This window comes from Glycomyces sambucus, from assembly GCF_900102815.1.
GTDB lineage: Bacteria > Actinomycetota > Actinomycetes > Mycobacteriales > Micromonosporaceae > Glycomyces > Glycomyces sambucus.
Genome location: NZ_FNGF01000002.1, coordinates 906,457 through 918,607, shown reverse-complemented (window position 1 = coordinate 918,607; position 12,151 = coordinate 906,457). Strand labels below are relative to the sequence as shown.

10 protein-coding genes are annotated in these 12,151 nt (G+C 72.9%); 6 read left to right on the top strand and 4 right to left on the bottom strand.

The genetic code is table 11. From position 1 onward, the window contains the following. Nucleotides 1-17 precede the first annotated feature (17 nt). On the top strand, nucleotides 18-2,438 hold the full coding sequence (locus BLS99_RS09445; RefSeq protein ID WP_091047426.1) for a glycoside hydrolase family 2 protein: 2,421 nt from the start codon (nucleotides 18-20) through the stop codon (nucleotides 2,436-2,438). A gap of 56 nt (nucleotides 2,439-2,494) precedes the next feature. Here the strand turns inward: BLS99_RS09445 and BLS99_RS09440 are convergent, their stop codons facing one another. After that, entirely contained in the window at nucleotides 2,495-4,522 is a 2,028-nt protein-coding gene (locus tag BLS99_RS09440; protein ID WP_091047423.1) for a glycoside hydrolase family 36 protein, read from the bottom strand. Nucleotides 4,523-4,783: 261 nt separating this feature from the next. Continuing rightward, on the bottom strand, nucleotides 4,784-5,521 hold the full coding sequence (locus tag BLS99_RS09435; protein WP_091047421.1) for a FadR/GntR family transcriptional regulator: 738 nt from the start codon (nucleotides 5,519-5,521) through the stop codon (nucleotides 4,784-4,786). Between the two features lie 193 nt (nucleotides 5,522-5,714). On the opposite strand from BLS99_RS09435, the gene BLS99_RS09430 reads away from it, so the two are divergent. Continuing rightward, nucleotides 5,715-6,704, top strand: coding sequence for a LacI family DNA-binding transcriptional regulator (locus BLS99_RS09430; RefSeq protein WP_176953270.1), 990 nt, complete (start codon nucleotides 5,715-5,717; stop codon nucleotides 6,702-6,704). Between the two features lie 34 nt (nucleotides 6,705-6,738). Here the strand turns inward: BLS99_RS09430 and BLS99_RS09425 are convergent, their stop codons facing one another. Next, nucleotides 6,739-8,043 (bottom strand): enolase C-terminal domain-like protein, encoded by a 1,305-nt coding sequence (locus BLS99_RS09425; RefSeq protein WP_091047414.1) that lies wholly within the window; start codon nucleotides 8,041-8,043, stop codon nucleotides 6,739-6,741. Nucleotides 8,044-8,247: 204 nt separating this feature from the next. Further along, complete coding sequence (locus BLS99_RS09420) at nucleotides 8,248-9,258, bottom strand: LacI family DNA-binding transcriptional regulator (RefSeq protein WP_091047411.1); 1,011 nt, start codon at nucleotides 9,256-9,258, stop codon at nucleotides 8,248-8,250. Between the two features lie 134 nt (nucleotides 9,259-9,392). On the opposite strand from BLS99_RS09420, the gene BLS99_RS09415 reads away from it, so the two are divergent. From BLS99_RS09415 to BLS99_RS09400, 4 genes are all read left to right on the top strand, one after another. After that, nucleotides 9,393-10,421 (top strand): zinc-dependent alcohol dehydrogenase, encoded by a 1,029-nt coding sequence (locus tag BLS99_RS09415; RefSeq protein WP_091047407.1) that lies wholly within the window; start codon nucleotides 9,393-9,395, stop codon nucleotides 10,419-10,421. After that, a complete protein-coding gene (locus tag BLS99_RS09410) occupies nucleotides 10,418-11,173 on the top strand; it encodes an SDR family oxidoreductase (RefSeq protein ID WP_091047402.1) in 756 nt (251 codons plus the stop codon). The genes BLS99_RS09415 and BLS99_RS09410 overlap by 4 nt, the downstream gene beginning before the upstream one ends. 105 nt (nucleotides 11,174-11,278) lie before the next feature. Next, on the top strand, nucleotides 11,279-11,662 hold the full coding sequence (locus BLS99_RS09405) for a nuclear transport factor 2 family protein (RefSeq protein WP_091047398.1): 384 nt from the start codon (nucleotides 11,279-11,281) through the stop codon (nucleotides 11,660-11,662). Between the two features lie 165 nt (nucleotides 11,663-11,827). Then, a complete protein-coding gene (locus BLS99_RS09400; RefSeq protein ID WP_091047394.1) occupies nucleotides 11,828-12,094 on the top strand; it encodes a GlsB/YeaQ/YmgE family stress response membrane protein in 267 nt (88 codons plus the stop codon). Nucleotides 12,095-12,151: the final 57 nt, after the last annotated feature.

Genomic DNA, 12,151 nt, shown 5'->3' with positions numbered 1-12,151 from the left:
GAGCGAGAGGCCCCCGCATGATCCGCGAACGACGACTCGTCAACGCCGACTGGCGATTCGACTACGGCGAGCACCCCGGCGCCGAGACCGCGCCGCCGGACCCCGACTGGTACGACGTGGGCCTGCCGCACTCGTTCGGCCTGCCCGACTTCCGCGAGCACCGGATCTACACCGGCTTCGGCTGCTACCGGCGCACCCTCGACATCGACGGGGACCGGCTCGGCTCCTGGATCGCCCTGGAGTTCCTGGGCGTCTTCCAGACCTGCGAGGTGTTCGTCAACGGCCGCCTCGCCGGCCGCCACGAAGGCGGGTACACCCCCTTCACCGTCGACGTCTCCGACCTCGTCCACGCCGGTGCGAACGACGTGTTCATCAGGGTCGACAACCTCTGGAACGCCCGCCTGGCCCCGCGCGCGGGGGACTACAGCTTCAACGGCGGCGTCTACCGCGACGTCAGCCTCCTCGTCGCCGACCGGGTCCGCATCGCCTGGCACGGCGTCGGCGTCACCACCCCGCGGGTCGACCACGCCTCGGCCGCGGTCGCCGCCGCGATCGAGGTCGTCAACGACGGCCCCGAACCGGTCGAGGCGGTGGTCACCGCGACCGCCACCGGCCCGGACGGCGCGGCCGTGCACCTCGGCCCCGTCCACCGCACCGTCCCGGCGGGGGCCACCGAGACGGTCGACCTCGAAGGGGCCCTGACGGACCCGCTGCTGTGGCACCCCGACCACCCGCACCTGTACGAGCTCACCGCCGCGGTCGCCGTCGACGGGGCCCAGCGCGACGCCCAGTCGACGTCCTTCGGCGTGCGCTGGTTCGAGTTCACCGCCGACCGCGGGTTCTTCCTCAACGGCGAGCACTTCGACCTCCACGGCGCCAACGTCCATCAGAACCGCGGCGGCTGGGGCGACGCCGGCACCCGCGCCTCGATCCGCCGCGACCTCGCCATGGTCAAGGAGCTCGGGATGAACATCGTCCGCGGCTCCCACTACCCCCACCACCCCTACTTCGCCGAGGAGTGCGACCGGCAGGGCCTCCTGTTCTGGTCCGAGCTCCACTTCTGGGGGACCGGCGGCGAGAACGTCGAGGGGTACTGGTTCGCCAGCGCCTACCCCGTCCATCAGGCCGACGAGGCCGAGTTCGAGGAGAGCCTGCGGCGCGCGCTCCGCGCGATGATCCGGACCCAGCGCAACCACCCGAGCATCATCACCTGGAGCATCGGCAACGAGGCGTTCTTCTCCGACGACGCCGTCATCCCCAAGGCCAAGGCCCTCACCGTCGAACTCGTGGCCCTCTCCAAGCGGCTCGACCCGACCCGGCCCGCGGCCGTGGGCGGCGTGCAGCGCAAGGGCTTCGACTACCTCGGCGACATCGCCGGGTACAACGGCGACGGCGCCGAGCTCTACCTCGACCCCGGCATCCCCAGCGTCGTCACCGAGTACCACGGCGTCATGGGCAACGGGCCCGGCGAGTACGAAGTGGAATGGGAGCACGGCGTCGGGACCGACCACCCCTGGCGCTCGGGGAAGATCTTCTGGTGCGCCTTCCACTACAAGACCGTGGCGCCCGGCGCCGGCCTCCAGGGCCTGGCCGACTACTTCCGCCGCCCCAAGCGCGCCTACTACTGGTACCGCGAACTGCTCCGCGGCATCGCGCCGCCCGAGTTCCCGGTGCCCGGGACGGCCGCGGAGCTGCGGCTGCGCACCGACACGCCGACGATCCCGACCGACGGCACCGCCGACGCCCGCATCGAGGCCGAGATGTTCGACGAGCACGGCGCCCGCGTCGCCGACGACCGCGCGATCACCCTCACCGTGGTCGAGGGCGGGGGCCTGTTCCCCTCCGGCCGCGCCATCACCCTGTCGCCCGAGACCAACAGCGTCTGGGACGGCGCCGGCGCGATCGAGGTGCGCTCCTATGTGCCCGGTCCGGTGCGCGTCCGCGCCGAGGCCGAGGGCCTGGACCCGGTCGAACTCGTGCTCACCGCGACGGGGGAGGACCGGCCGCGCCGCGAACCGCGGCTCGCGCCGCCCGCGCCGTACCTGACCGAGCCGCCGCCCGGCAAGGGCTGGATGTCGCTGGCGGCCTACCGCCCGGTGGCGACCAGCAGCACCGCGCCCGGGCACCCGGGCGGCAACGCCACCGAACCGGGGACCGCGACCTGGCGCGCGGCGGGGACCGGGCCCGGCGAGTGGATCGCCCCCAGTCTCGAATACCCATACGAGATCAACCGGATCGAGATCGACTTCGCCGAGACGCCCACGCGCGCATGGGTGCTCGAATCCGCGGCCGACGGGCGCACGTTCGCCCCGATCCACAAGGCCGGCCCCGGCGACGAGTCATCGGTGCGCATCGAGTTCGAGCCGCGCACGGCACTCGCCGTCCGCGTCTCCTTCCCCGAGGCGCCCATGGAGATCAAGGAGATCCGCGTCCACTGAGACCGGACGGTTGAGGCCGGGTGCGCTGCGGCGCAACCGGCCTCAACCGTGCAGTCTCAGACCGCGAAGATCCGGGCGCTCAGCCCCGCCGGGACCTCGACGACCGGCGCGCCGCTCCCGCCGCGGACCTTCCACTCCGGCAGCGCCGCGGGGTACACCTGCTGCAGGCGCCGGCCCTCCAGGCCGGGGAGGGCGACCTCCGCGGCCTCCCCGCGCGACCACACCGCCAGCAGGGACCGCGGACCGGCGTCGAGCATCAGCGCCAGCACCTCGTCCTCCCACCCGGGCAGGCCCAGCGGCCACACCGGATGCGACCCGGCGATGGCCTCCCGCCGGTCCCGATGCAGCGCAACGGCTTCCGCGACGAGCGAGGACTGCGCCTGGTCGAGCTCGTTGAGGAACCCCGAGAGGTACATCCGTCCCATGACGCCCGCGGTCATCGCGAACGCCGTCTCCTCAAGCGACATGTCCGCCGCCGGGTACGCCCAGTTCCCCGCCTGCTCCGGCAGGACGCTCGCGGGCGCCGCCGCCGCGACCGGCGGGTACAGCCGGAAGTCCTGCTGGTCGCTCGTGGACTGGAGGTGCGCCACCGACAGGAGGTTGTAGTCCATCCGCATGCCGCCCGACGAGCAGCTCTCGATGAGCAGGCCCGGGTGCCGCTCGTGCACGCCCAGGAGCCAGTCGCGCAGCGCCCGGGTGTGCCCCAGCAGCCCCGCGCCCGCGCCCTCGACCCCGACCTCGGTCCCCGCGCCGATGTTCACGTTGTAGTCCAGCTTGAAGAACCCCACCCCGAACTCGTCCACGAGCCGGTCGACGGTCTCGTCCAGGTGCGCGCGGGCCGCCGGGTGGCGCAGGTCGAGCTGGTAGTGGTTCCCCTCCACCACGCGCGCCCCGAAGCGCTGGAAGAACGCCTCGTCGGGAAGCCGGTCGACCACCGGCGAGTCCACGCCCACGCCTTCGGGTTCGAGCCACAGTCCCGGCCGCATCCCCGCGTCCCGGATCGCGTCGGCCACCGCGGCGAGCCCGCCGGTGAACCGGCCGGGCGCCTCGCGCCACTCCCCGGCGCTGTGCCACCAGCCCCGCGGCCCGGCGAACCAGCCCGCGTCGATGCAGAAGTACTCGGCACCCGCCTCGGCCGCCGACGCGATGAGCGGCAGCAGCTTCTCCGTCGACGGGTCGCCCATGAGCGTGTTCATGTAGTCGTTGTAGACGACCGGCAGCCGGTCGTCCACGGGACGGCGCACCCGGATCGCCCGCCGGTAGTCCGACAGCGCCGCGAACGCCGCGTCCCGGCCCCCGTCCGCGATCGCCAGGCCCGCGGGCACCGACGTGAACTCCCCGCCCGGCGCCAGCCGCTCGGCGAACCGGTGCTCGATGTCCGTCGGACCCAGAATGCCGATCACCACGCCCTCGCGCAGACGCGACAGCTCCCAGTGCCAGCCCGCGCTCGTCTCGACCTGCCAAGCGGCCGAGGGCCCTTCGGCGCCCGCGAGGACCCCGGTGGGCAGCACGTCGCCGCTGGACCAGGAACCGTGGCTGGTGACCTTGAACCGGCCCCGCCCGTCCTGGCGGTGCAGGTCCAGGTTGAGGTCCGGCAGGACGTCGCCGAGCGGGTGCTGCTTCCAGCGGCCCTCGCCGAGCCATTCGCTCTGGCCCCACAGCAGGTCGTACACGGTCCCCTTGAGCGCCACGAGCGCCGAGGTGACCGACGTGAGCACGATGTCCTCAGTGGAGGCATTGTGGACCGTCTGCGTGATCTGGAGGCCCCCGCCGGCCGCGCGGAACCGGCTGACGACCTCGACCCCGATCGACGCGTCGCGCTGGCGGATCCGCAGCACGTCCCCGTCGGCCTCGTGGTCGACGTGGCGCAGGCGCACGCCCGCGACCGTGTAGCGGTAGATCTGGGTGTTGTGCTCGCGCTGGCGCGCGCCGGTGGTGAGTTCGACGATCTGGAAGGGCAGCGCGATAGAAGGGGCGCCGGGCCCGGTCGAGAGGGCGACGAGCTTGACCGGGCTGTCGTCCTCGTACGCGAACCGCAGGTGCAGACCGGGGCTGCTCCACTCGATCTCGTTGGCGGCGTTCATCACTGGACTCCTCGATGGTGGTGCGGCGCGGCGCGACGGGGGTGCCGATCGCTGGACTCGGACCGAAGTACAAGCTAGCCGCACCGGAGGTGCCGTGCAAGAGCGCTGCGCCGAAAAGTCAGATGTTTCTTGCCATGGATCGAGTATGCGGGGTCTGATGACGATGAAGTCGTAGCGTAAAAGGTACTTATAGTGCATGAAACGGAACGCCGACCAAGACACTGGTCAGCGTAGATCCAATCAATTCGGCCGGTGCTCGCGTCAGTCGTCGGCGTCGTCCGGGTCGGCGTCCGCATCCAGGGGCACCGGCGCCGCACCGGCGAGGGCCAATGACTCCTCGACGCCGAGTAGGTGGTTGGCCATGCGGACCTTCGCCGCCTCGGGGTCGCGGGCCCGCAGCGCCCGCAGGATGGCGAGGTGCTCCTCGTGGGTGCGCCGGTCGGCCCCCTCCTCGCGGAGGCTGCGCCACAGCCGCTCCCGCGCGGTGCGGCTGGCGAGCGCCTCGATCATGCCGGCCAGCACCTGGTTGTCGGAGTGGGTCGCGATGATCCGGTGGAAGGCGATGTCGATCTCGATGATGCGCTCGTGCCGCTCGGGCTCGCTGTCGAGGATGGACCTGGCCTCGTCCAGGAGTGCCTCCGCCTCGTCCAGCGCCTCGTCGGTGATGCTCTGGGCCGCGAGGCGGGCGGCCTCGCACTCCAGTAGGCGCCGCACGGTGTGGACCTGCCGGGTCTGCCCCTCGACCTGGAGCTCCACCACGAACCCCACCGGGGCCAGGAGGAGCGAGAGGTCGAGCGGCGTGACGTAGGTGCCGTCCCCGCGCCGGGTGTGGAGGACGCCGAGCACCGACAGCGCCCGCACCCCTTCGCGCAGGGAGCCGCGGGAGACCCCGAGCATCGCGGCGAGGTCCTTCTCGACCGGCAGGCGCTCGCCCGGGGTCAGCTCGCCGTCGAGGATCATGCGCTTGATGCCGTTGACGACATCGTCGGTGCGGGACATCCTGCAAGTATGTCCGAGGGGGCGGCGGGCCCGGCGGCGACGGTCCCGCGGGCGGCGCCCGCCGCCCGCCCGCGGAACCGGGGCCTTGCGGGCCGGGGGCCGACTCGGCACCGCCCGCGACTTGCCCCGCGGCTCCCGGACCGGTACCGTGAAGGTTCACGAATATTGCGAGACCGCACCGAAGGAGGCGCACGTGGCGAAACGGGTGACCATCCTCGACGTGGCCTCGGCCGCGGGCGTCTCGCGCCAGACCGTCACGCGCGCGATGAACGACATGGACGACATCAACCCGGCCACCCGCGCGAAGGTCCTCGCCGCCGCCGAGCGGCTCGGCTACCGGCCCAGCCGCTTCGCACGCAACCTGGTGAACCGCAAGAAGACCCACGCCATGGGCCTCGTGCTCGCCTCCTTCCGCAACCCCTACTTCACCGAGATCGCCGCCGACATGCTGGCCGTCGCGGGGGAGCGCGGCTGGCAGGTGGTGCTGGCGTCCCAGGAGAACCGGGCCGAGGACGCGATCGGACTGCTCACGAACCAGGTCGACGTCGTGGTCGGCCACTTCGTCGGGTCCGACGCGGCGATCCTCGCGGCCGCCGGCGGCCTGCCGGTGGTACGGCTCGAGACGGGCAGCACCGAGCCGGGCGTCCACTCCGTCGACCTCGACCTCGAATCCGGCGTCGTCGAAGCGGTCGCCGAGCTGCGGGCCCGGGGCGCGCGCCGCTTCGGCATGGTCGACTCGGCGCTCTCGCAGACCGTCCAGGGCGAGTACGCGCCCTCGCTGCGGCGCCTCTGGTACGAGCGGGCGGCCGGCGACGGCTTCACCGGCGCGGTCGTCGGCGAGGAGACCATCGCGGGCGGCGCCCAGGCGTTCGCGCGCCTGCTCCGGGACCGTCCCGAGACCGACGCGGTCCTGATGTTCAACGACCTCATGGCGCTCGGCGCGGTCCAGCACGCCCACGCCCACGGGATCGACGTGCCCGGCCGGGTCCGCATCGTCGGCGTCGACGGGCTCTCCCTCGGCGAGGCCGTCGACCCGCGCCTGACCTCGATCGCCCTCGACCGCCTCGGGCTGGCCTCGCACACGCTCGACATCGTCGACGAGCTCGCCGCCGTCGACTTCGCCCGCGTCCCCCCGATCCGCCGGGCGGTGCGCTCGAAGCTCCTGTGGCGCGAGTCGGCCTGAGCGGCCGGACCCGCGCCGCCGGGCGTCCGCGCGGCTACCGCGCCGCCGCCCAGTACCCGCCGTCGGGGAACGAGTACGCCGCCACCGATTCCGGCCGCATCTCGGCGGAGTAGCCCGGCCGCGACGGCAGGACGTACGCGCCCCGGTCCACGACGCACGGATCGGTGAAGTGCTCGTGGAGGTGGTCGACGAACTCGGTGACCCGGTCCTCCAGCGAGGCCGAGACGGCCACGTAGTCGAAGATCGACAGGTGCTGCACGAGCTCGCACAGGCCCACGCCGCCCGCGTGGGGGCACACCGGCACCTCGAACTTCGCGGCCAGCAGGTACACCGCCAGGATCTCGTTCACGCTGCCCAGCCGGGCCGAGTCGAGCTGGAGGAAGTCCAGCGCCTCCGCCTGGAGGAACTGCTTGAACAGCACCCGGTTCATGCCGTGCTCGCCGGTGGCGACCCCGATCGGGGCCACGGCGCGGCGCACCGCCGCGTGCCCGAGGACGTCGTCGGGGCTCGTGGGCTCCTCGATCCAGTGCGGCTTGAACTCCGCGAGCTCGTTCACCCGCTCGATCGCCTCGGGCACGTCCCACACCTGGTTGGCGTCGATCATGAGCTTCGCGTCCCAGCCGATGACCTCCCGGGCGATCCGCAGCCGCCGCCGGTCCTCCTCGCGGTCGGCCCCCACCTTGAGTTTCACGTGCCGGTAGCCCTGATCCACCGCCTCCTGGAGGAGGCGCCGCAGCTTGTCGTCGCTGTAGCCGAGCCAGCCGGCGCTGGTGGTGTAGCACGGGTAGCCGCCGCGCGCCTCGAGGTCGGCGATCCGCGCGGCCCGGGTGGGCTCGTGCGCGCGCAGGATCGCCAGCGCCTCGTCGCGGGTGAGCGCGTCCGAGAGGTAGCGCAGGTCGGCGGCGTCGACGAGCTGCTCCGGCGTCATGTCGACCAGCAGGCGCCACAGGGGCTTGCGCGCGACGCGCGCCGCGAGGTCCCAGGCCGCGTTCATCACCGCGGCGAGCGCGAGGTGCACCACGCCCTTGTCGGGGCCGAGCCACCGGAGCTGCGAGTCGGACTGGAGTTCGCGGTAGAGCCCGCCGAGGTCGTTCACGATCGCGTCGACGCTCTTGCCGACGAGGGGCCGGGCGCGCTGGAGCGCCGCGGCGGCGACGAGGTCGTTCCCGCGCCCGATCGTGAACGTGAAGCCGTATCCGGCGAGGTCGGGGTCGTCGGTGCGGAGCACGACGTAGGCGGCGGAGTAGTCGCCGTCCTTGTTCATGGCGTCCGACCCGTCCATGCTGAGCGAGGTCGGGAAGCGGACGTCATGCGCCTCGACGGCGAGGATGGCGGTCATGCGGGGGTTCCTTCGTGTCATCGGGACAGGTCGCGACCAGGGTTCGGCGCCGATGCGCCCGCGGCGGCCCGGCGCACTCCGGGGCGCCGCGTCGGCGACCGCGCCGGGCGGCACCGCGGTGCCCCGCGTGCGCGGGCTCCATGGTTGAGCAAACGTTTGATCACCGCCCACAATAGCGACTGGCGGTGCCGATGGCAACCGCTCCTAGCCGGCTGGCGGCGCCGCCGAGGACCGTTCGACCAGGACGGGTGCGGGATCCTCGACCACGGTGTGCGCAACCGGACCCCCGGCGACGGCGTCGGCCAGCAGGGCGACGGCGGTGCGGCCCAGCTCGTACAGCGGCATGCGCACGCAGGTCAGCGGCGGCCAGGTGTGCTCGGCGGTCCAGGCGTCGTGGACGGCGACCACCGACAGGTCCTCCGGGACGGCGAGGCCCTGCGCCCGCGCCTCGGCGAGGGCGCCGATGGCGGCGTTGACGTTCGCGACCACGACCGCGGTCGGCGGCACCGGCCTGGCGAGGAGTTCGGCGAGCGCGGTGCGCCCCTCGGACTCCCGGTAGCCGTGCCAGGTGGTCAGGGACAGGTCGACGCCGTCGCCGGCGCCGGCCATGGCGGTGAGGAACCCGGTCGCGCGCCGCTGGGCGGTCGGCGAGGAGGCGAGCCCGCCGACGAACCCGATGCGGCGGTGCCCGAGCGCCAGCAGGTGCTCGGTGGCGAGCCGGGCCGCGAGCGCGTCCGGGACGAGGACCGAGCTCGCCCCCGGGAGGCGCTGGTGGATCGTGACCAGGGGCGAGCGTTCCCCGACGGCCGCCGCCAGGGCGTCGGCGTCGGCGCCGTCGCGCGGCTGGAGCACGATCCCGTCGACGCGCCCCTCGCCGAGGAGCTTGTCGAACATGACGCCGCCGGGCTGCATGTCCTCGCTGCGGGCGAGCAGCATGACGCAGCCGCGCGCCAGGGCCTCGTCCTCGACCCCCCGGGTGAGTTCGGTGAACAGCGCATTGGTCACGTCCGGGACGACGAGGGCGATCACGTCGGTGCGGGCGAGCTTGAGGGCGCGGCCGGCGAAGTTCGGCCGGTAGCCGACCTCGTCGGCGGCCCTGCGGACGCGGTCGCGGGTCGCCGCGCTGAGCCGGGCAGACGGGTCCCCGGAGAGCACGCGCGACACCGCCGACACCGAGACGCCGGCCCGCGCGGCCACGTCGCTGAGTTTCGCCATCGGTCGATTATCGCCGACGCGGAATTCGCATGAGCAAGCGATTGCGCATCGCGCCGGGTGTGTGCGATGCTCTTGAACAAACGTTTGCGCACCTGCCTGCGCACCGACTTTTCGCACCTATCCGAGGAGGCCCCGTGCTCGCTGCCAGATACGCAGGGGACGGCACCATGACGGTGACCGAGCTGGACCCGCTCCCGCCCGGCCCGGGACACGTCCAGATCGCCGTCGCCTACAACGGGATCTGCGGCACCGACCTGCACATCCTCCACGGGCACATGGACTCCAGGGTCGACGTCCCCGCGATCATCGGGCACGAGATGAGCGGCACGATCGCCGCTCTCGGCGACGGGGTCGAGGGGTGGGCGGTCGGCGACCCGGTCACGGTCATGCCGCTGGCCTGGGACGGCACCTGCCCGGCCTGCCGCGCCGGGAACCGCCACATCTGCCACAACCTCGACTTCGTCGGCATCGACTCGCCCGGGGCCCTCCAGGGCCGCTGGAACGTCGACGCCGACCTGCTCGTGCCGCTGCCGCGCACCCTCGACCTCAAGCACGCCGCCCTCGTCGAGCCCACCGCCGTGGCGGTCCACGACGTCCGCCGCGCCGGCCTCGCCCGGGGCGACAAGGTCGTCGTGATCGGCGGCGGCCCGATCGGCGTCCTCATCGCGTCCGTCGCCCGCTCCGAGGGCGCCGACGTCACGGTGATCGAACTCGACGACCGCCGCCGCAGCGCCGTCGCCGGCCTCGGCTTCACCGCCCTCGACCCGCGCGACGACACTGTCGCCCAGGTGGAGCGGTGGACCGGCGGCGCCGGAGCGGACGTGGTCTTCGAGGTCTCCGGAGCGGCGGCCGCCGTGCTCGGCGCGGTCGACTACGCCAAGGTCCGCGGCACGCTCGTGGTGGTCGCCATCCACCCCGAGCCCCGCCCCGTCAACCTCCAGCGCGTCTTCTGGCGCGAGCTGAGCATCCTCGGCGCCCGCGTCTACGAGCGCCGGGACTTCGATGCGGCCGTGGCACTGCTGGACGCGGGCGAGATCCCCGCCGACGCCCTCATCTCCGCCACCGTCCCCCTCTCCGAGATCCAGTCGGCCTTCGACTCGCTCGTCTCGGGCGAGGCCATGAAGATCCTCGTCGACGTCCAAGCCGGACAGGAGCAGCAGTGAACCCCTTCGACCTCACCGGGCGCCTCGCCGTCGTCACCGGTGCCAAGCGCGGCATCGGGTTCGCGATGGCCGACGCCCTCGCCGCGGCCGGCGCCGACGTCATCGGCGTCAGCGCCACCATCGAGCCCGAGGGCTCCGAGATCGGCCTGCGCGTCCAGGCCCACGGCCGCTCCTTCCGCGCCATCGCGACCGACTTCGCCGATCCCGAGGCCGTCGCGGCCCTCGGCGCCGAACTCGCGGCGCTCCCGGTCGACATCCTCGTCAACAACGCCGGGACGATCCGCCGCGCTCCGGCCGCCGAGCACTCCGACGAGTTCTGGAACGAGGTCCTGCAAGTCGACCTCACCAGCCAGTTCGTGCTCGCCCGGGCCGTCGGCGGCGCGATGCTCGCACGCGGCGGCGGCAAGATCATCTTCACCGCCTCCCTCCTGAGCTTCCAGGGCGGCATCAACGTCCCCGGCTACGCCGCGGCCAAGTCCGGGATCGCCGGACTCACCAGGGCCCTCGCCAACGAGTGGGCCGGCAAGGGCGTCAACGTCAACGCGATCGCCCCCGGCTACATCGCCACCGACAACACCCAGGCCCTGCAGGCCGATCCCGACCGCAACCGCGCGATCCTCGAACGCATCCCCGCCGCCCGCTGGGGCCGCCCCGACGACCTCGCCGGCGCCACCGTGTTCCTCGCCGGCCCCGCCTCCGACTACGTCTCCGGTACGGTCCTCCCCGTCGACGGCGGCTGGCTCGGCCGCTGACCCGCGCCGCGGCTCCGCGCGGTGCCGCGGCCGGCGGTGATGAGATGCGCCGCAATCGATCTGACGCGGTGATCGCCCGCGATCCGCGTGCGATGATGGGCGGCGATGAACACAACGAATGAAGACTCACTGGCCGCCGCCGAGGCGGCACTGCAACGCGCCCAACTGGCGGGCGACGTCGCCGCACTGGAGGCGCTGCTGCACCCCGACGTCGTCTACGTCGCCCCCGACGGCGCCGAGTACGACAGGTCGCAGGACCTGGAGTCGCACGCCTCCGGGCAGCTCCGGCTGACGAGCCTGGAACAGCTCCAGGGCGCCGCCCGCGAGTTCGGGCAGACCGGGGCGACCCGCGCGCGCGTCAGGATCGCCGGCCTCGCGGGCGGCGAACCGTTCGCGGCGGAGATGCTCTACACCCGCACCTGGGTGTTCCACGACGGCCGGTGGCAGGTGGTCCAGGCGCACGGAGCGAGCATCCCGCCGGCCGCGTGACCGATCCGACTGCCGCCTCCTCCCGCATGCCGTACGCTGCGGTGTCCTAGGGCCGCGAGCGGCCCCTCCGTGCCGCCGCGCCGCCTTTTTCATCCAGGAGGTGTGAAACGCGGTGCGGGGGGAACAGAGAGGTCACCTCAGCCCAAGCACATAGGAGGTCGCAACATGATCGGTTTCATCGTCGCCGGACTCGTCATCGGTGCGCTCGCGCGCCTGATCAAGCCCGGCAAGCAGTCGCTCGGTTTCCTGGCGACGCTCCTGCTCGGTCTGGTCGGTTCGGTGATCGGGGGGACCATCGCGAACCTGCTGGGCACCGGTGACATCTGGGAGCTCAACGTCCTCGGCTTCATCGTGGCGGTGATCGCTTCGGTGCTGCTCATCGGCGTCGCCGAGGCCATCGCCTCCGGCCGCGGTCGCAACACCGCCCACTAGAACTCCGTGCCCGACCGGGGCCGCACCCGCCGTTCGCGGCGGGTGCGGCCCCGGTTC

Bases quoted from the DNA above. Each gene is read 5' to 3' on its own strand.
- BLS99_RS09405 (WP_091047398.1), top strand. From the start codon at position 11,279: ATGAACACAACGAATGAAGACTCACTGGCCGCCGCCGAGGCGGCACTG.
- BLS99_RS09435 (WP_091047421.1), bottom strand. From the start codon at position 5,521: ATGTCCCGCACCGACGATGTCGTCAACGGCATCAAGCGCATGATCCTC.
- BLS99_RS09400 (WP_091047394.1), top strand. From the start codon at position 11,828: ATGATCGGTTTCATCGTCGCCGGACTCGTCATCGGTGCGCTCGCGCGC.
- BLS99_RS09425 (WP_091047414.1), bottom strand. From the start codon at position 8,043: ATGACCGCCATCCTCGCCGTCGAGGCGCATGACGTCCGCTTCCCGACC.
- BLS99_RS09440 (WP_091047423.1), bottom strand. From the start codon at position 4,522: ATGAACGCCGCCAACGAGATCGAGTGGAGCAGCCCCGGTCTGCACCTG.
- BLS99_RS09420 (WP_091047411.1), bottom strand. From the start codon at position 9,258: ATGGCGAAACTCAGCGACGTGGCCGCGCGGGCCGGCGTCTCGGTGTCG.
- BLS99_RS09445 (WP_091047426.1), top strand. From the start codon at position 18: ATGATCCGCGAACGACGACTCGTCAACGCCGACTGGCGATTCGACTAC.